The organism is Rhodanobacter ginsenosidimutans (assembly GCF_042655685.1).
Taxonomy (GTDB): Bacteria; Pseudomonadota; Gammaproteobacteria; order Xanthomonadales; family Rhodanobacteraceae; genus Rhodanobacter; species Rhodanobacter ginsenosidimutans.
On the sequence record NZ_JBHSMM010000001.1, the window covers coordinates 2,115,327 to 2,134,419 of the forward strand.

19 protein-coding genes are annotated in these 19,093 nt (G+C 64.0%); 7 read left to right on the top strand and 12 right to left on the bottom strand.

Translation table 11 applies throughout. The annotated features are described in order from the left end of the window. Window positions 1–148: 148 nt before the first annotated feature. On the top strand, window positions 149–982 hold the full coding sequence (locus tag ACFPK0_RS09370) for an alpha/beta fold hydrolase (protein WP_377340060.1): 834 nt from the start codon (window positions 149–151) through the stop codon (window positions 980–982). Between the two features lie 21 nt (window positions 983–1,003). Here ACFPK0_RS09370 and ACFPK0_RS09375 read toward each other — a convergent pair whose 3' ends face one another. Next, on the bottom strand, window positions 1,004–1,879 hold the full coding sequence (locus ACFPK0_RS09375) for an NmrA/HSCARG family protein (RefSeq protein WP_056603345.1): 876 nt from the start codon (window positions 1,877–1,879) through the stop codon (window positions 1,004–1,006). A 103-nt stretch (window positions 1,880–1,982) separates the two neighbouring features. Here ACFPK0_RS09375 and ACFPK0_RS09380 point away from each other — a divergent pair, with 103 nt between their 5' ends. Both ACFPK0_RS09380 and ACFPK0_RS09385 read left to right on the top strand, forming a co-directional pair. After that, window positions 1,983–2,885 (top strand): LysR family transcriptional regulator, encoded by a 903-nt coding sequence (locus ACFPK0_RS09380; RefSeq protein ID WP_056603342.1) that lies wholly within the window; start codon window positions 1,983–1,985, stop codon window positions 2,883–2,885. Window positions 2,886–3,007: 122 nt separating this feature from the next. Then, a complete protein-coding gene (locus ACFPK0_RS09385) occupies window positions 3,008–3,865 on the top strand; it encodes a diguanylate cyclase domain-containing protein (RefSeq protein ID WP_377340063.1) in 858 nt (285 codons plus the stop codon). 79 nt (window positions 3,866–3,944) lie between these two features. Here ACFPK0_RS09385 and ACFPK0_RS09390 read toward each other — a convergent pair whose 3' ends face one another. Continuing rightward, entirely contained in the window at window positions 3,945–4,427 is a 483-nt protein-coding gene (locus ACFPK0_RS09390) for a TlpA disulfide reductase family protein (RefSeq protein ID WP_377340065.1), read from the bottom strand. Window positions 4,428–4,538: 111 nt separating this feature from the next. Here ACFPK0_RS09390 and ACFPK0_RS09395 point away from each other — a divergent pair, with 111 nt between their 5' ends. Beyond that, complete coding sequence (locus ACFPK0_RS09395; protein ID WP_377340067.1) at window positions 4,539–5,471, top strand: MBL fold metallo-hydrolase; 933 nt, start codon at window positions 4,539–4,541, stop codon at window positions 5,469–5,471. Between the two features lie 6 nt (window positions 5,472–5,477). Here ACFPK0_RS09395 and ACFPK0_RS09400 read toward each other — a convergent pair whose 3' ends face one another. From ACFPK0_RS09400 to cmk, 10 genes are all read right to left on the bottom strand, one after another. After that, window positions 5,478–5,846, bottom strand: a complete 369-nt coding sequence (locus tag ACFPK0_RS09400) for a tRNA-binding protein (RefSeq protein ID WP_056603329.1) — start codon at window positions 5,844–5,846, stop codon at window positions 5,478–5,480. Further along, window positions 5,843–7,132: an NAD(P)/FAD-dependent oxidoreductase gene (locus ACFPK0_RS09405; RefSeq protein WP_377340069.1), complete on the bottom strand. Its 1,290-nt coding sequence runs from the start codon at window positions 7,130–7,132 to the stop codon at window positions 5,843–5,845. Before ACFPK0_RS09405 ends, ACFPK0_RS09400 begins: the two co-directional genes overlap by 4 nt. Before the next feature lie 101 nt (window positions 7,133–7,233). After that, a complete protein-coding gene (gene galU, locus ACFPK0_RS09410) occupies window positions 7,234–8,109 on the bottom strand; it encodes a UTP--glucose-1-phosphate uridylyltransferase GalU (RefSeq protein ID WP_377340071.1) in 876 nt (291 codons plus the stop codon). Continuing rightward, entirely contained in the window at window positions 8,110–10,005 is a 1,896-nt protein-coding gene (locus tag ACFPK0_RS09415; protein ID WP_056078784.1) for a polysaccharide biosynthesis protein, read from the bottom strand. After that, window positions 9,992–11,038 carry a glycosyltransferase family 4 protein gene (locus tag ACFPK0_RS09420; RefSeq protein WP_056078780.1) on the bottom strand — a complete coding sequence of 349 codons (1,047 nt, stop codon included), beginning with the start codon at window positions 11,036–11,038 and terminating at the stop codon, window positions 9,992–9,994. The genes ACFPK0_RS09415 and ACFPK0_RS09420 overlap by 14 nt, the downstream gene beginning before the upstream one ends. Then, complete coding sequence (gene lapB / locus ACFPK0_RS09425) at window positions 11,031–12,203, bottom strand: lipopolysaccharide assembly protein LapB (protein WP_056603323.1); 1,173 nt, start codon at window positions 12,201–12,203, stop codon at window positions 11,031–11,033. The genes ACFPK0_RS09420 and lapB overlap by 8 nt, the downstream gene beginning before the upstream one ends. After that, window positions 12,200–12,448 (bottom strand): LapA family protein, encoded by a 249-nt coding sequence (locus ACFPK0_RS09430; protein WP_056078774.1) that lies wholly within the window; start codon window positions 12,446–12,448, stop codon window positions 12,200–12,202. The genes lapB and ACFPK0_RS09430 overlap by 4 nt, the downstream gene beginning before the upstream one ends. A gap of 152 nt (window positions 12,449–12,600) precedes the next feature. Further along, window positions 12,601–12,900 carry an integration host factor subunit beta gene (locus tag ACFPK0_RS09435; protein WP_007080710.1) on the bottom strand — a complete coding sequence of 100 codons (300 nt, stop codon included), beginning with the start codon at window positions 12,898–12,900 and terminating at the stop codon, window positions 12,601–12,603. A gap of 77 nt (window positions 12,901–12,977) precedes the next feature. Next, complete coding sequence (gene rpsA / locus ACFPK0_RS09440) at window positions 12,978–14,651, bottom strand: 30S ribosomal protein S1 (RefSeq protein ID WP_007080709.1); 1,674 nt, start codon at window positions 14,649–14,651, stop codon at window positions 12,978–12,980. A 168-nt stretch (window positions 14,652–14,819) separates the two neighbouring features. Then, window positions 14,820–15,497, bottom strand: coding sequence for a (d)CMP kinase (gene cmk / locus ACFPK0_RS09445; RefSeq protein ID WP_377340076.1), 678 nt, complete (start codon window positions 15,495–15,497; stop codon window positions 14,820–14,822). 177 nt (window positions 15,498–15,674) lie between these two features. Here cmk and ACFPK0_RS09450 point away from each other — a divergent pair, with 177 nt between their 5' ends. The 3 genes from ACFPK0_RS09450 (at window position 15,675) to ykgO (ending at window position 19,023) form a co-directional block, all read left to right on the top strand. Then, entirely contained in the window at window positions 15,675–17,693 is a 2,019-nt protein-coding gene (locus tag ACFPK0_RS09450) for an NADPH-dependent 2,4-dienoyl-CoA reductase (RefSeq protein ID WP_056078769.1), read from the top strand. Window positions 17,694–17,925: 232 nt separating this feature from the next. Beyond that, the gene (locus ACFPK0_RS09455) at window positions 17,926–18,837 is read left to right on the top strand and encodes a LysR substrate-binding domain-containing protein (RefSeq protein WP_007080706.1); all 912 of its coding nucleotides are present in this window, start codon (window positions 17,926–17,928) and stop codon (window positions 18,835–18,837) included. A 60-nt stretch (window positions 18,838–18,897) separates the two neighbouring features. After that, on the top strand, window positions 18,898–19,023 hold the full coding sequence (gene ykgO / locus ACFPK0_RS09460; protein WP_007080705.1) for a type B 50S ribosomal protein L36: 126 nt from the start codon (window positions 18,898–18,900) through the stop codon (window positions 19,021–19,023). Window positions 19,024–19,093 lie beyond the last annotated feature (70 nt).

A 19,093-nucleotide genomic window follows, 5' to 3' on the forward strand; every position in this document is an offset into this window, starting at 1 on the left:
ATTGGTAGAGGAATCCATGATGAAAGACCGAGAAGATCACCATGCACAGGCTGTAGAACAGTTGCCTGAATCCCCGTCGAGCGCGAGGCCCGGGTTGCCGTCGCCGGACTTTTTTGCCCACCGGTTCGCAAACGTCGATGGAGTTCGGTTGCATTACGTCCGCGGCGGGCAGCCAGGGGGCGACACCATCGTCTTTCTGGCCGGCTTTCCGCAGAGCTGGTACGCATGGCGCAAGGTCATGCCCTACCTGGCATCGACCCGCGACGTGATCGCGATCGACCTGCCCGGACAAGGCGATTCCGACCGACCCGACGGTGGTTACGATACCGACACGCTGGCAGGGAAGGTGCAGGCGCTGCTGCAGCAGCTCGGGGTCAATCGCTACGGTCTGGTCGCGCACGACGTGGGCGCCTGGGTCGCCTACCCGCTGGCCGCACGCTACAGCGATGAAGTGCAGGCGCTGGCGCTGCTCGACGCCGGTATCCCGGGCGTGACCTTGCCCGATCGCCTGCCGGTGGCGCCGGAACAGGCGTGGCGCACCTGGCACTTCGCCTTCCATGTGATTCCGGATTTACCCGAGATGTTGATCGCCGGCCACGAGCGCGAATACCTGGCCTGGTTTCTGCGTCGAAAGGCGGCTGATCCGTCGGTTTTCAGCGAGCAGGATCTGGATGAATACCTGCGCGTCTTCACGCTGCCCGGTGGACTGCGTTCCGGCCTGGCCTATTACCGGGCAACACCCGAATCCGCACGCCAGAACCGCGCATTCGCTGCCAGGGAGAAACTTGCGATGCCGGTGCTGGCTCTGAGTGCGGATCAGGGCTCCATCCCCGATATGGCCGCACCGTTGCGAGCATTCGCCGACGACGTGCGCGGAGTCAGGATCGCCGACTGCGGTCACTTCATGCCGGAGGAGCAACCCGCCGCCGTAGCCTCCGCGCTGGCAGCCTTTTTCCAGACCTCGGGCCAGGCCGCCGGATGACCGCCGACGGCCACGTACCGATCAGCCCGCCTGCCAGGCCAGTGCCAGCCCGGCAGCGAAATCGCGATAGCGACGGGGCGGATGGCCAAGCAGCCCCGTAAGTGTTTTCACTGCGAGCGGTTTGCCGAGCATGCCGTCGACATGGAATCGCGCAAGCATCAGGCGCAGGTCGTAAGCCGACCACGAAGGCATGATTCCGGCCATGAAACCTTCGAACGCAGCGAGGTCATTGCCCGCGTAAGTTATCGGCTTGCCCAGTACACCGGACCAGAGCGTCGCCAGCGCATCGCCGGTCAATACATCCGGCCCCACGATTTCGATCACCTCGCGCGGCAGCGGCGTCGGCGCATTCGCGCGGCGCAGCAGCGCGGCGACCGCAATCTCGGCAATGTCACGCACGTCAACCATCGCTATCCCGACATCGCCCACCGGCATGCCGTAGCGCCCCTGCAACAAGCCGTCCCTGAGCTTGGCATCGTTCTGCATGAAGTACGAAGGGCGCAGCACCGTCACCGGCAAATCGAGCTGTTCGATCATCCGTTCCACCGTGTATTTGCCGGTGAAATGCGGCACGTCGGCATAGGTATCGCTGTTGAGCACCGACAGATAGACGATGCGTTCGATACCCGCCTCGCGTGCCAGGCTCAGGGTGCCAATCGCCTGGGTCACCTCGTCGGCGACCACGGCGTTGAGCAGAAACAGCGTATCGACCTGTTTCAGTGCCGCGCGCATCGAGGGGATGTCGGTCATGTCGCCCTTGACGGCCGTGACGCCGGCGGGAAGCGATGCTTTGTCCGGGTTGCGCGTCAGCGCGTGGACGCTGGCGCCCTGCGCCGCCAGCCCTTGCACGACTAGGCTGCCAATGGTGCCGGTACTGCCCGTAACCAGAATGTTCATGAGGTGTCTCCTGTATCTGTGGATGTGGAGCCACATCGTGGTGTTTCATGGGAACTCGCGATAGCCGCATAATCTGGACATCGTGTCTCACTGGTGAAACACCATGGATCTCCTCGCTCTGGCCGATTTCAACGACGTGGCGCGACATGGCGGCTTCGGCCGCGCCGCGCGAATCACCGGCCGCCCCAAGGCCACGCTTTCACGCCGCGTGCGCCAGCTTGAGGACGCGCTGGGCGTGCGTCTGTTCGAGCGCGGCGGCCACACCCTGCGCCTGACGATGGAGGGCCGCGAGCTGCAGGAGCAAACCCAGTCGCTGCTGGAACACATCGACGAAGTGGGCGATACGCTGCGACGCGGCGTCAGTACGCCGCGTGGCCGATTGCGGGTCAGTGCGCCGGTGCTGTTCGGCCAGCGCGGCCTGGGCCGTATCGCCGCGGATTACGCCCTCGCCTATCCACAGGTGCAATTGGAAGTGGTGGCGGAGGACCGCTTCGTCGATCCCGTCGATGACGATTTCGACCTGATCATCCGCGCCAACCCCGACCCTTCAACCGAGTTGTCCGGTCGATGCTTCCTGCGCGACGTGATGGTGGTGGTGGCCGCGCCGTCGCTGCCTCTGCCGACAAGACGAGTTGAAGCCACGGTTCCAGTCATCACGCTTTCGCGCACTCCGGCCGATGCTTCCTGGCAGCTCAGCCGCGCACGCAGCGTGCGCAACATCGCGACCCGTACGGTATTGCGGCTGTCGTCGATGTCGATGATCCACGACGCGGTCATCGCCGGCATCGGCGCAGCCGCCATGCCGCGCTCGCTGGTACAGGCCGACATCGATGCCGGCCGCCTGATCGTCTGGGGCGTGCTCACCGCCCACCCGGTGGAGGTGTGGGCGCTGTACCCCTCGCATCGGCATGTGAGCGCGCGCGTCTCGGCCTTCGTGAAGTTGCTGCTGGAGCGGTTCGAAAACGCGTCGCCCGCTGCCTTCGCCCAGCTCCCCCATGCGAGCTGATGCATGTGCATCGATAACCCGCCGGAAGCGACTTTCACCGCGACAGAAGAGGATTCTGGTAGTTTCGATATCCCTGCAACGGCGACGTCAGGTCGCCACGGACACACCACCACCGCAGATTGATGACTCCGACGTTACCGCCCCTTGCCGACGTACTCGACCTGATGCCCGATGCCGTGTGCGTGGTCGATGTCGATGGACGTTTCCTGTTCGTCAATGCCAGTTTCCAGCGCATTTTCGGCTACATGCCCGACGAGGTGCTCGGTCGGCTGATCTTCGATCTGGTCCATCCCGATGACCGCGACGCCACCGCCAGGCAGGCCGAAGCGGTCATGGCAGGCGAACTGCAGCGCCACTTTCGCAATCGCTACATCCACAAGGACGGCCACGACGTGGACATCCAGTGGTCCGCACGCTGGCTGCCCGACCATCACGTGCGTATCGGCGTCGGCCGCGAAGTGACCGAGCTGCGGCGCCTGGAGCGCGAACTGGAACATCGCGCGAACCACGACTCCCTGACCGGCCTGGCCAACCGCGATCGCCTGCGCGCGGAAATCCGCTCAGCCATCAACCACGCCGCGCATGCCGAGCATGGCTTCACGCTGCTTTACCTCGACCTGGATGGCTTCAAGTTTGCCAACGATCGCGCCGGGCATGATGCTGGCGACCAGCTGTTGCGCGACGTTGCCGTGCGCCTGCAAGAGGGCATCAACCCCGACGACGTGTTGGCCCGCATCGGCGGCGACGAGTTTGTGGCGCTGCTTCCCGCTTGCCACGACACGGCTTCGGCCCGCCAGGTAGCCGATTCATTGCGCGCTCGCCTCACGCAACCTTTCAGCCTGCCTGATGGCCCGTTCCTGCTGGACGTCAGCATTGGCATCGCCTGTTTCCCCATCAATGGCACCGACGCGGACAGCCTGCTGGCCCACGCCGACCGGACCATGTACGCCGCCAAGCGACAACGATCGTTGCCCGGTTAGGCGGAACGCCCGCACAACGACACACAGCGCTGGTTCGGCCAGACCACCTCATCCGAAGCGAGGGCGTTGGGCGCGGGACTCAGGCGTCCACAGCCGCAGGCAATTCGGCCAGAAGCCGTCCGATGCTGGCGCCCAGCGCAAGATCATCCGCCACACCGAAATGCTGCTGGCGCAAACACCCTTCCGCGTCGATCAGGACCAGGGTCGGCGTACCTTGCATGGCATAGCTTCGCATCGTGCAGGGCAACGGGTCGCCCTCATCATGCGCGTCCACGCCCACCGGAAAGTCGTAGCGATACTCGTGCAGGAAGGCCGCCAGCGAAACCGGCCCCTGCGCGTCATGATGTTCGAACACGGTGTGCAACCCCACGACGGCAAGGCGCTCATCCGCAAAGGCGCGCCGTACGCGCTGCATCTGCGGCAGCGCCTGCATGGCACAGGCGGGGCACAACATCTGGAACGCATGCAGCAACACGACCTTTCCGCGCAAGTCGGCCAGGGCCAGCGGTTCACTGTTGAACCAGCGCGACACCTGCCACGCGGGCGCCATGGGCGAGGTCATACCCTTCTCCTGTCGAGACTGCATGACATCACAGTTTACGCGCTGCACGCACGGCGGATGATCCCTGCGCGGCAACTTGCTAACCTGCCCCGACAAGCATCCGGAGGCACCATGACCGTCCACGGCATCCACACCATCGACACCGGTTTCGTGCGCCCGCGTTTCGATGCCGCCTACCTGATCGTGGAAAACGGGCGCGGCGCGTTTGTCGATTGCGGCACGAATTTCGCCGTGCCGCGCATGCTCGACGCGCTACGCCAGGCAGGCCTCACGGCGGACGATGTGGACTGGCTGATCCTTACCCACGTCCATCTGGACCATGCCGGCGGCGCCGGTGCATTGATGGCGCAACTGCCCCACGCACGCCTGGCCGTGCACCCGCGTGGCGCACGACACATGATCGACCCCGCGCAACTCTGGGCCGGCGCCAGTGCGGTCTATGGCGAGGCGGTGATGGAGCAGACCTACGGTCGGCTGCAACCCGTTCCATCCGAGCGCGTGGTGGAAGCACCGGACAACCACGTGATCGACCTGGCGGGGCGGTCGCTGCGCTGCCTGGATACACCGGGCCACGCGAAGCACCACCTGTGCCTTTACGACGAGCGCTCCAACCGCTGTTTCAGCGGCGATACGTTCGGCCTCAGTTATCGCGAATTCGATACCGCCAACGGGCCGTTCGTGATTCCCACCACGTCGCCGGTGCAGTTCGACCCCGAGGCATTGCATGCATCACTACGGCGTTTGGTCGCCCTGCAGCCGGAGGCGATCCATCTCACCCACTACGGCGCCGTCGACCAGGTGGAAAAACTGGCCGACGACCTGCACCGCCGGATCGACGCCATGGTGGCGCTGGCCCGATCGGCAGGCGAGCTGCCCGACCGGCAAGCGCGCCTGATGGAAGCCCTCACCGATCTTTACGCCGAACACGCCGCCGCGCATGGCTGGGCCGGCAGCCGCGCGACGCTGTGCGAACTGCTGGGCATGGATATCGAACTCAACGCACAAGGATTGCTGGTGTGGCTGGATCGGCAAGCGCGGCACTGAGGCCGTTCACGCCATTCGCGTGCCGTTGGGCACCGGCCTCTCCAGCGTGGTGATCACCACGCCCTGCTCCGTCGCAAAACCGGTCAGCAGGAACTGCGATCGGAACGGGCCGATCTGCTTCTCGGGGAAATTGATGACGCCCACAATTTGCCGGCCCACCAGCTCCGCGGCGCCGTAGAGCGCCACGATCTGCGCACTGGTTTTGCGCTCGCCGTACGGGCCGAAATCCACCCAGACCTTCCACGCCGGCTTGCGCGCTTCCGGAAAGGCCTCCACCCGCGTGACCGTGCCCGCGACCATGACGATCTTCTCGAAGTCCGCCCAGGATATTTCGGTGCCGGGGGCGCGTGCAATTTGTTGCTCGGTATCGCTCATCGTTCCAGTCCACTCTTCAACCAGTCGCGGCTTTGCTGCCACCAGTAATGGGTTTGCGCCCCCAGGTAGCCCCAAGGGCGATGTGTGCTGCACAATCCGTAACCGCGGAATTGTTTCCAGCTCTCGTCGCCTTGCGCGATGGCGGCGGCAAGCAGTTCGCCGGCGGCGCAGGTTGGCGCCAACCCGTGCCCGCCGAACGCCTGCGCCCACCACAAACCTTCCGCATTGCCACCGATCTGCGGCATCTGGTGCCTCGCGTAGCTCATCAGGCCAGACCATGCGTAATCGATGCGCGCGCCCCGCAGTTGCGGAAACACCCGCAGCATGTCGGCAGTGAGAAGCCGCTCTATGGCGCGTGAGGAACGTTCGCGAATCGAGATGCGGCCGCCCCACAGCAGGCGCGTGTCGGGCAGCGGACGATAGTAGTCGAACGCAAACCGGGTGTCGTACACCGCCGCCCGGGTCCGCAGACAGGTTTGCAGCCGTTCACCCAGCGGCTCGGTCACCATGACATAGGTGGCGATCGGCAGGATTGCGCGATCAATCGACTCCTCCAGCCCCGCCAGATAACCGCCACACGCCAGCACCAGTTGATCGGCAAGCACGCTGCCATGCGCCGTATCGACACGCCAGCTCGAACCCTCGCGGCGCACCTGCAGTACACCGCTGTTTTCGTGCAGGGCCACGCCACGGCTTGCCGCAGCGCGCGCCAACCCGGTCGCGTAATTGAGCGGATGCAGATGCAAGGCATCGGATTCGTACAACCCGCCGTGATACCGCGCGCTGTCCACCAGCTGGCGCAGCTGGGTTGGCGACAAGGCCTTCCAGTGCACGTCGTAGTGATCGGTCAGCAACTGCTGGCGTCGACGCAGGATGGATGGGTCGCGAAACCAGTTGGCCCAGATCACGCCCTCGTCCACCACGTCGCAAGCAATGTCGTATTGCGCGATACGTTGACGGATGCGCTGCACTGCTGCGGTGGTCAGTGCAAACAATGCGCGGGCACGCGGCGCACCCGATTGATCGAGCAGGCTCTGCTCGCCCAGCGAATAACCGGCAAAAACGAAACCGCCGTTGCGTCCGGACGCACCGAAGCCGACCTGCTCGCGCTCCAGCAACATCACTCCGCGCACGTCGCGCTCGGCCAGGCCCAGCGCGGTATTCAGCCCCGCGTAGCCGCCCCCCACGACGACCACGTTCACCTCATGCGAGCCATGCAACGTCGGATACGGCGCATACGCCGTGGCGGTGGCGCGGTAATAGGAGGTTGGCTGGCCGTCGGGCATGGCGTCACCCTACAACCCGGGCGCGCAACCCGACGAGTGCCGAGGGTAGGATGGTGCGCGGGTTTCAGCTCACCGCTGCGCGTGCATGCGCTGGCGTGCGGTCAGAGGTCCGCGAGAAACGAGCGCACCGTCGGCTCCAGCGTTGGGTCCTGCATTGCCATGTGCATGGTGGCGCGCACCAGGCCGGCCTTGTTGCCGCAATCGAAACGGGTGCCTTCGAAGCGATAGGCCAGCACCTTGCCCTGCTCTTTCAGCAGCGCGTCGATGGCGTCGGTCAGCTGGATCTCGCCGCCGGCACCGGGCACGGTCTGTTCAAGCAGCTGGAAAATCCGGCTCGGCAGGACATACCGGCCCACCACGGCAAGGTTCGAGGGTGCGTCGGCGGGCTTCGGCTTCTCCACCATGTGGTCGATGCGCGCGCTGCGCTCATCGATCGCGGTTGCCGCGACGATGCCGTATTTGTCGGTTTCGTTGTGCGGCACCTCTTCCACCGCAATCACGCCCGCCTGCTGCTCGTTGCCCAGCTCGGCCATCTGCCGCAGCGCGCCCTTGCCTTGGCCGTTCCAGATCAGATCGTCAGGCAGCACGATGCCAAACGGTTCGTCGCCCACGACGGGTTTGGCACAAAGCACGGCATGGCCGAGGCCAAAGGCCTCCGGTTGCGTGACAAAGATGGCGCGGACATTCTTGGGCAACGTCCCCTGCACCAACGCCAGCAACGCCTCCTTGCCCTTGGCGTGAAGCTTGGCCTCAAGCTCGTAGGCCTTGTCGAAGTAGTCGGCGATCGCGTGCTTGTAGCGGTTGGTCACGAAGATCAACGTGTCCGCGCCCGCATCCACCGCCTCATCCACCGCGTACTGGATCAGCGGTTTGTCCAGCACCGGCAGCATTTCCTTGGCCACCACCTTGGTCGCCGGAAGAAAGCGTGTACCAAGCCCCGCCACGGGAAACACCACTTTGCGCAGAGGCTTGCTCACTTACTTGTCTCCTGATTCATTGCGACGGATGGACACCACGTTGTCGGGCTGCGCCACTTCGCTCCAGCGGAACGAAGGCAGCAGGCTGGAAACGCAGCGCCGCAGATCTTCCTCCCTGAAATCCCGTACCGCGTCGACGGATTTGTTCAGCAGCGCATGCAGCAGTTCCCACGACACCTCGCGGTGCTGCGCCAGGAAAATCTTGGCGTGCGCGGTGCCACTGTAGTTTTCCAGCGGGTGGAACAATTCCTCGAACAGCTTCTCGCCGGCGCGCAACCCCGTGTAGACGATGGGAATCTCGCTGCCCGGCTTCTTGCCGGCAAGCCGGATCATCTGTTCGGCGAGGTCGCGGATGCGAACCGGCTCGCCCATGTCCAGCGCGAAAATCTCGCCGCCCTTGCCGAGGCTTGCCGCCTGCAGGATCAACTGGCATGCCTCCGGAATGGTCATGAAGTAACGCGATATCTCCGGATGGGTCACCGTCACCGGGCCACCGGCGCGGATCTGGCGGCGGAAAAGCGGTACCACGGACCCGGCCGAATCCAGCACGTTGCCAAACCGCACGGTCATGTAGCGTGTCGACGTCTGGGCATTGAGGTTCTGGCAATAGATTTCGGCCACGCGCTTGCAGGCGCCCATGACGCTGGTCGGGTTGACCGCCTTGTCGGTGGAGATCAGCACGAAACACTCGACGCCGGTCTCGCTGGCCAGATCGGCCACCGTGCGCGTACCGAGCACATTGTTGCGGAAGGCCGAACGCAGCTGCGTCTGCAACATCGGCACATGCTTGTAGGCTGCCGCGTGGAATACGACCTGGGGCTGCGCCTCCACGAACACCTTGTGCATGGCGGTGCGATCGCCGCAGTCGGCCAGTACACCGTCCAGGATGAGTTCGGGGAAATCGGCGCGCAATTCCTGGGTGATGCGATACAGGTTGTATTCGCTCTGGTCGACAACGACGAGCGATTGCGCCCCCAGCCTCGCCAGCTGCCGGCACAATTCGGAACCGATCGAACCGCCACCGCCGGTAACCAGCACGCGGCGTGTGGTCAGCGTCTGGCGGATCGCGGTCCAGTCCAGCTCCACCGCGTCGCGACCCAGCAGATCCTCGATCGCCACGTCCTTGATTTCGTTGAACTGCGCGCGACCGGCCACGACGTCATCCAGACGTGGCACGGTGCGATACGGCAAATCGGTGGCGTCACACAGCGCAACCACGCGGCGCATCTCGTTGGTCGAGGCACCGGGCATGGCGATCAACAGCATGTCCACCGCCGCTTCCCGCGCCACGTCAGGCAACTGCTCCAGATCACCCAGCACGGGGTGGCCATTGATGCTGGCGCCGCGCAACGTCATGCGGTCATCCACGAAACCCACCACGGCGTAGCCGCTGTCGCGGCGCAGGTCACGTGACAGCACCTCGCCGGCACGGTCGGCACCGACGATCAAGACCCGTTTGATGGACACGCCACGACGCGAGTCATCCCGACTGTCTTTCCAGAACCGATAGGTGAGCCGCGGTACACCCAGCAACCCGGCCAGGACCATCGGATACATCAACAGTACCGACCGCGGGACGCCTTCCAGACGGTTGTAGAGGAACAGCGACAGCCCGATCGCCAGCGCACCCATGAGCACGGCACGCAGGATGTTCCACAGGTCTGGCAAGCTGGCGAAGCGCCAGACGCCCTTGTACAACCCCGTCCAACGGAAGATGAGGCCCTGTACCAGCAACACGATGGGAAACTCGAACAGCATGAAGCTGACGATCTCGTCCGGCTTCAACGCATAGCGCAGCAGTTTGCTGATCCACCAGGCCAGCGCCGTCGCCGCGAGGTCGTGCAGCACCACGGCGACACGCGGATGGATGAAGGCGGCCATCTTACGCAGCAACATGGCGACCTCCTGCGGTAGGGCGCTGCAGGCAGCGACGTTTCATGACCAGCCAGAGCACCGCCGCAATCGCGTAGATCGCGACAGCAATCGGCAAGGCGGCCTGCGGATGGCTGGCCATCCACCATGCAGCAGGCGCCGCTATCAACAGGTTCCAGACCAGGTAACGCGCGTCAACGCCGGCATGCGACATGCCGCTGCGCACCATCCATTGATAGAGATGTTCACGGTGAGCGCTATGCCACGAGCGTCCGCCCGTCATTCTCGTGAGGAGGGTCAGGCTGGCATCGGTGACAAACGCCGACGAAAGCACCAGTGCCGCCCATGCCAGCGACGGTTCAACGCGCCACAGCAGGACGGAAAAAACAAACACCAGCAGTCCCGCGCTGCCGCTGCCCACGTCACCCATGAAAATGCGCGCAGGCGATCGGTTGTAGAACCAGAAACCCACACCGGCCGTCATGACCGTACCCGCCCCGATCGCCAGAGCCGGCTCTGCAACGGACCAGGCCAGGCAGCCAAGGGCGCCCGCCACGAAAACGATTTGCTGCGCAAGCAAGCCATCGATGCCATCCATGAAGTTGTGCAAGTTGATGCTCCACATACCCGCCAGCAGCAATAACGGGAACCAGTACCACGACAAGTTTGTAGCGATCAGCGTGAAGGAAAACAAAACGACGGCGGCCGCCTGTGTCCCCAACCGCGGCCATACCGGCAGTGGGCGATGGTCATCCCACCACCCGACCAATGCGACCAGAAACAACGCTGCCGCCATTCCCGCCACAACAAGCACGGATATCGGCTTTGATAATGTCAGCAGTGCTCCGGAAGCGCAGATGAACACAGCCACTACCACGCCGATACCGCCACCGCGCGGCGTCGGAATGCGGTGGGAGCGACGATGGCCGGGTTGATCGAACATGCCGCGTCGGCGCGCGTAGTAAATGGCGGCACCCACCAGCAGCGACGTCAGAACGAATGACGATACCAACCACCCCGCTGCCAGCCCTGGCACGACAAATCCATGCTCATTCATTGGCAACCCCGTGAATGGGCCGGATGGTGCTCCAGTTCTTGCAGCTGGGGCATTGCCAATGATGGGCTTTGGCGCCGAAACCACAACGGCTGCAGCGATACATCGCCTGCCCTTCCAGCAGCTTGCGCATCAGCTCGCGCAATATCTGGAAATTCTCCCTGGCTTCACCGTCGATCTTGTCCATGGTGGCGTCGATCAAGGTCATCAGCCCGCGCACCGACGGCCGCTGGCGCAATTGCGCGGTGAGAAACTCCACCGCCTGCCGGTCGCCGTCGCGCTGCCGATACAAGTTCGTCAACGCCAGAACCGGTGACACACCGTGATAACGATCGAGCAGGCCACGCAGAAAATGCTCCGCACGGCCCATTTGCCGCGACCGTTCATAGCTGTCGAGCAGCGGCGGCAGGATATCCGGCACAAACGCCACATCCGCTTCGACGGCGGCTTCGTAGGCTTCCACCGCCGCGTCGTACGCGCCGTCTTCCGAATGCAGGCGGCCGGTCAGCATGTAGGCGCGCACGCATTGCGCCTGGCTCGCGAAAGCCTGGGCGAGATAATCGCGCGCCTCGTTTCGCGCGCCGTGCTGGCGTGAACGCTCGGCGAGCTCGCAATAGAACTGCGCCATCATCGGCGTCTCGTCCTCGCCGGTCATGGTTTCCAGCCGGCGCGCGTGTTCGATCGCCTTGTGCCAATCCCGCTCGTGCTGGTAGATCGCGATGAGATGACGCAACGCCGACGGCGCGTGGGCATCCATCGCCACCAGGTCACGGAACAATGCCTCGGCGCGATCAAGCAGCCCGGCCCGCATGTAGTCCTCGCCCAACTCCAGCAGGGCCACCGTTTTCATGGCGTCATTCAAGCCGGGGCGTGACACCAGGTGTTGATGCAAACGAATGGCGCGATCCACTTCACCGCGACGGCGGAACAGATTGCCCAGCGCCAGGTGGGTTTCCACCGTATCGCGGTTGTACTCGGCGAGTTTGAGGAACACCTCGATCGCCTTGTCCTGCTCTTCGTTGAGCAGGTAGTTCAGGCCACGAAAATAATCAGATGAGAGTTCGCTGACCTTTGCGCCCGAGCGACGCACGCCTGCCCGGCGCGAGGTCCACCAACCGAGCGCGAAGGCCGCCGGCACCGCCATCACCAGCAGATACAGGAGGCTCATGCGCCAGCCGCTGGCTTCTTGTTTGCCTTGCGTTGTTGGCGACGATGGCTGGTGCTCACGCCAAACCAGGCGGTAAGACCACCGAGCAGCCAACCAATGACCAGACTCCCCAGCAGGCCGGCGCCCTTGGGCAACTGGATACGCGCAAAGCCCAGGTCGTAACCGACGAGGTCGGCATTCAGCGCCCCCAGCAAAACGCCAGCAGCGAGGAAGGCAATGAGGAGTAGCAATACGAGCAATCGCATGGCAGGACTTTACCTGATTGACTGACGTCGTCACAGCCAGGCCGCATGCACGATCAGGCATGGGTCAGCAAATGATGCGGATGGGTGGCCATCAAAAAAAGAAAGGCAGGAACGACACCTGTCGCCTGCCTTGATCAACGCGTGGCCGTGCTTCAGGCCGTCGCGCTTTCCAGCTGCAGGTTCACGCGTTCGCGCAATTCCTTGCCGGGCTTGAAGTGCGGCACATGCTTGCCGGGGAGCGCAACCGCTTCACCCGTTTTGGGATTGCGGCCCATCCTTGGCGGACGGTAATGCAACGCGAAACTGCCAAAACCGCGTACTTCGATGCGTTCGCCATGGGCCAGCGCGTGACTCATCTGTTCGATCACACTTTTTACGGCCATCTCCACGTCCGCGAACGCAAGATGGGTCTGGCGTCTTGCCAGCGCTTCTATCAATTCGGATTTGGTCATGGTCCCCAATGTCCGTGACATGAAACAGCGGGGCGGCGTGATGCCGCCCCGCGTCAACTCGGCAATGTCGCTGCCGATCAATCAGCCTTGTTGAACTGCTCTTTGAGCAAGGCACCAAGCTTGGTCGTACCGCTTGCAGCTGCCGAGTAATCGACGGCCACGTCGGGTGCATCTTCCTCGTCCTTGGCGCGAATCGAGAGCGCCAGCTGGCGACCCTTGCGATCCATGCCGGTGAACTTGGCTTCGACCGCGTCGCCCACCTTCAGATGCTGGGTGGCATCGTCGATGCGCTCCTTGGCGATGTCGTTGGCGCGCAGGTAACCCTCGACGCCTTCGCCCAGATCGATCACGGCGCCCTTCGCGTCGACTTCCTTGACGGTGCCGTTGACGATCGTGCCGCGCGGATTGGCCGCCATGAACTGGCCGAACGGATCCTGCTCCATCTGCTTGATGCCCAGCGAGATGCGCTCACGCTCCGGATCGACGGCCAGCACCACGGCCTCGATCTCTTCGCCCTTCTTGAAGTCGCGCACGAGATCTTCGCCGGACACCTGCCAGGAGATGTCGGACAGGTGCACCAGGCCGTCGATGCCGCCGTCCAGGCCGATGAACACGCCGAAGTCGGTGATCGACTTGATCTGGCCGGAGACCTTGTCGCCCTTCTTGTGCATGGCGGCGAAGGCTTCCCACGGGTTCGAGCGGGTCTGCTTGATACCCAGCGAGATGCGGCGACGCTCCTCGTCCACGTCCAGCACGGTGACTTCGGTTTCGTCACCGACCTGAACCACCTTGGCCGGGTTGACGTTCTTGTTGGTCCAGTCCATCTCGGACACGTGCACCAGGCCTTCCACGCCCGGCTCGATCTCGACGAAGCAGCCGTAATCGGTGACGTTGGAGACCTTGCCGAACAGGCGGCTGCCGACCGGGTAACGGCGGGCGATGGCGACCCACGGGTCGTCGCCCAGCTGCTTCAGGCCCAGCGAGACGCGGTTGCGCTCCTTGTCGTACTTCAGCACGCGCACGTCCAGCTCGTCGCCGACGTTGACGACTTCGGACGGATGACGCACCCGCTTCCACGCCATGTCGGTGATGTGCAGCAGGCCGTCGATGCCACCCAGGTCCACGAATGCGCCGTAATCGGTGAGGTTCTTCACCACACCCTTGACGACGGCACCCTCGGTCAGGCGCTCAAGCAGCTTCTCGCGCTCCTCGGAGAACTCGGTCTCGACGACGGCGCGGCGGCTGACCACCACGTTGTTGCGCTTGCGGTCCAGCTTGATGATCTTGAACTCGAGCTCCTTGCCCTCGAGGTAGGTCGGCTCGCGCACCGGGCGCACGTCGACCAGCGAACCGGGCAGGAACGCGCGAACGTCCTTGATGTCGACGGTGAAACCGCCCTTGACCTTGCCCGAGATCATGCCCTTGATCGTTTCTTCCTTGTCGAACGCCTGCTCCAGGTCGTCCCACACCATCGAGCGCTTGGCCTTCTCGCGCGACAGCTTGGTTTCGCCGAACCCGTCTTCCAGGGCTTCGAGGGCAACCTTCACCTCGTCGCCAACCTGCACCTCCAGCACGCCCTGCTCGTCCTTGAACTGCTCGATCGGGACGATGCCTTCGCTCTTCAGGCCGGCGTTGATCACGACGACGTCGTTGCGGATTTCCACAACGATGCCGGTGACGATGGCGCCGGGCTTCAGCTTGGAGATAGCCTGTTGGCTCTGTTCAAACAGTTCGGCAAAACTTTCAGTCATGTTGATTCCATAGTGGGAAAGGACCGCTGGCTGTGGCGTCTATGTTGGCCACGAAATCATCGATCCACCGGTTGAGGGTGTCTTCGGCGGTTCTTCGAACCGGTCGCAAGCCACCGTTGGCCAAAATCCCCTGCCGCGGCAGGGGCGCAAAAACCGCCGTGCAACCGGTCAGGGCTGCACGACGGCAAGTACTTTCGCGACGACCTCGTCGATGCCCATGCCGGTGGTATCCACCAGCAACGCATCGGCGGCGGGCTTGAGCGGCGCGACCGCGCGCGATGCATCGCGGCTGTCACGCGCCTCAATTTCGCGCTGAAGGCCGGAAAGTGTAACGCTGAGTCCCTTGTCTTTCAACTGCTTATAGCGTCTTTTCGCACGCTCGGCGGCACTGGCGGTGAGGAAAACCTTGAACGCGGCATCGGGGAAGATCACCGTGCCCATGTCGCGCCCGTCCGCCACCAGCCCGGGTGCCTTGCGGAAGCCCAATTGCAGGGACACCAGGGCCTCGCGCACCGATGGCACCGATGCGATCGCCGACGCCGCCGCCCCGGCTGTTTCGGTGCGCAATTCGTCGGTGGCATCGTGCCCGTTGACGATCACCCGCGTCTCGGCGCCCTTCTTCGCCCGGAACTGGATACGGGTGGTCCGCGCGCAGCGCGTCACGGCCTCCACATCCGACAGGTCCAGCCCTTCCATGCCGGCCGCATAGCCGACCGCGCGGTACAGCGCGCCGGAATCCAGCAAATGCCAGCCAAGTTGCTGCGCCACCAGCGCGCTGATCGTGCCCTTGCCCGATCCGGACGGCCCGTCGATGGTCAACACGGGAACGGATGAAGCGTGCGGCATGGAAATTCCTGATCGTAACGTCGAATCGCGAAGTTTAACCCGTCACCGCCACGAAGCCCGACGCGGACACCGGCTTCCTCCGTATTTCCGCGCTCACCGCGGCGCACATGACTACGCCCCTTGCTTTTACCGCCTCGATACCGGCACATTCATACGACCGTTTGAGGTGGCACCACCATGAATTACCCGCACCTGTTCGCTCCGCTGGATCTCGGCCATGTCGTCCTGCCCAACCGCATCCTGATGGGGTCGATGCACACCGGGCTCGAAGACAAGGCTCGCGATTACGACAAGCTGGCGGCCTATTTCGCGGAACGGGCACGCGGCGGCGTAGGCCTGATGGTCACCGGCGGCATCGCCCCCAGCATCGCCGGCTGGCTCAAGCCCTTCGGTGGTCGACTGACCCTGCCCTGGCACAAACCGCGGCATCGCAAGCTCACCACCGCCGTGCACGCCGAAGGCGGGCGCATCTGCCTGCAGATCCTGCACGCCGGCCGCTACGGCTATCACCCGCTGTCGGTGGCGCCGTCGAAAATCAAATCACCGATCACGCCGTTCACACCCCGCGCGCTGTCGCCACAAGGTGTCGAGCACACCATCGACGACTTCGTCCGTTGCGCACGGCTGGCGCGGGAAGCCGGCTACGACGGCGTGGAAGTGATGGGTTCGGAAGGCTATTTGATCAACCAGTTCATCGCCGAACGCACCAACCACCGCAACGATGCCTGGGGCGGCGATGCCGAGCGGCGGATGCGGCTGCCGATCGAAATCGTGCGCCGCACGCGCGAGGCGGTCGGTCGCGACTTCATCATCATCTATCGCCTGTCGATGCTCGACCTGGTCGAGGGCGGCCAGCAATGGGATGAAATCGTGACGCTGGCCAAGGCCATCGAGGCGGCCGGAGCCAGCATCATCAATACCGGCATCGGCTGGCATGAAGCGCGTGTGCCCACCATCGTCACCAGCGTGCCCCGCGCCGGTTTCTCCTGGGTCACCAGGAAACTGAAAGGCGAGGTGTCGATCCCGCTGGTGGCCACCAACCGCATCAACATGCCCGAGGTGGCCGAAGGCGTTCTTGCCGCTGGCGAAGCGGACATGGTCTCCATGGCGCGGCCGCTGCTGGCCGATCCGGCCTGGGCGAACAAGGCAAAGGCCGGGCACAGCGAACGCATCAATACGTGCATCGCCTGCAACCAGGCCTGCCTCGACCACGTGTTCCAGAACAAGCGGGCCAGTTGCCTGGTGAACCCCCGCGCCTGTTACGAAACCGAATTGCGCGCCGAGCCCGTTGCCACGCGCAAACGCATTGCCGTGATCGGTGCCGGCCCTGCAGGCATGGCGTGTGCCAGCACGCTGGGCGAGCGCGGCCATGCGGTGACGCTGATCGAGCAGGCCACTGAAATCGGCGGCCAGTTCAACTACGCCAAACAGATCCCGGGCAAGGAAGAGTTTCACGAGACCTTGCGCTATTTCCGACATCAGCTGGCCGATACCGGGGTCGACGTGCAACTGGGCACGACCGCAACGGCCACCTCGTTGCGCGACGCCGGATACGACGACGTGGTGATAGCCACCGGCGTCACGCCGCGCGCCGTCAATTTCCCTGGCCACGATGACCCGCGCGTGCTGAGCTATCTCGATGTGCTGGCGCGCCATCACCCGGTGGGCGCGAAAGTCGCCATCATCGGTGCCGGCGGCATCGGTTTCGACGTCGCCGAATTCCTGGTGGAACACCCGCCCTCACCCACCACCGACACCGTGCGCTGGACGCGCGAGTGGGGCGTGGACATGAGCCTGCAGAACCGTGCCGGCCTGCAGAAACCCCAGCCCGAGGCACCCGCGCGACAGGTCTGGCTGCTGCAACGCAGCCAGGGGCGGCTTGGCGCACGGCTCAACAAGACTACCGGCTGGGTTCACCGCGCCACGCTGAAGGCCAAGCAGGTCACCATGCTGGGCAACGTGGGCTACCAGCGCTTCGATGACGATGGACTGCACATCACGGTCGACGGCGCATCTCACGTCTTGCCGGTCGACCACGTCGTGATCTGTGCCGGACAAGAGCCAAACCGTGCGCTGGCCGATGCCTTGATTGCCGCCGGCCTGCGGGTCCACGTCATTGGCGGCGCCGACGTGGCGGCGGAACTGGACGCCAAACGCGCCATTGCGCAAGGCACGCAGCTGGGCTGTCGTCTCTGACCCGCCGCGCGGTCCGCCAGCATTGGCGGATCGCAAAAACAAGAACGCCCCGCAAATGCGACGCGTCAATATGGGCCCGAGGGGGAGGGGAGCCAGATATCGCGATAGCGTCGCTGCGGGGCGAGGGCCACCATCACCAAGGGGGAGGAAGTGATGGGACAGAGATAGTTTATGACCGACGCAATAAAGAAACCAATATATATTTAGCGCTCCACTTAGTCGGTATTGCTATATGTTCGATTTCCGCCAGCTGCGCTACTTCGTCGCCGTCGCCGAGGAACTCAGCTTTACCCGCGCCGCCATTCGGCTGCATCTTTCGCAACCGCCCCTTTCGCAGCAAATCCAGGCACTAGAGCGCGACCTCGGGGTTCGGTTGCTGGAGCGCGACAAGCGCAATGTGGCGCTGACCGAGGCCGGCAGGGTTTTCCTCGAAGAGGCCCGGCAGATCCTGGCCAAAGCCGAAGAGGCACGCAGTCACGTCCTGGCGGCTGCCGCCGGCTACAGCGGGCAGCTGCGCCTGGCGTACACCGTATCGGTGTCGTTTCACCCCGCCCTGCCCCAAGCCTTGCTGCGTTACGGCCAGATCGCGCCGAACGTGCGCATCCAGCTCAATGAGATGTACAGCGAACCCCAGTTCGCCGCGTTGCTGGCCGGGCAGATCGACGTGGGTTTCGTCCGTGACGAACCGCAACATACGAAGGACGCCCGCAGCCTGCGCCTCACCGTGATCGACCGCGAACCGCTCCTGCTGGCGCTGCCGTCGGGCCATCCGCTGGCCGCCAGGAAAAGCGTGCGGCTGGCCGAAGTGGCCGATGATGCCTTCATCACGCAACCGCGCGAGCTGGCCGCCACCTTGTACGACCGGCTGGTGAAGCTGGCCGCCAAGGCCGGGTTCAAGCCGCGCATCAACCAGCACGCGCAGCAGATCAATGGCTTGCTGGCGCTGGTGGCCGCCGGCCTCGGGCTTGCCCTGGTACCCGCCACCATGCGCACGGTAAGGCTGGCGGGGGTGAGCTATGTGCCGCTGGAAGATGCCGACGCCTACCTGCTGTTGGCCGCTGCCAGCCGGATCCAGGACCAGTCCCCGGCACTGGAGAAATTCCTGGCCACGGTGGCAGAAGTCGCGGTGGTGTCCAGCTTGTGATAAACGCGACAAGCCATTACACTTGCTGGCTTGTCCATTGTTTAGTATCAGGAGCCGGCCGTGAAGGTGCTTAACTCTTTGAAGTCCGCCAAGGCGCGGCACCGCGACTGCAAGATTGTGCGTCGTCGCGGCAAGGTGTTCGTGATTTGCAAGAGCAACCCGCGTTTCAAGGCTCGCCAGCGCTGATTTCAGCCAAGGTTGAGTTGAAGAAAAAGGCCGCGAAAGCGGCCTTTTCTTGTTCCATCTCGGGGGCCGC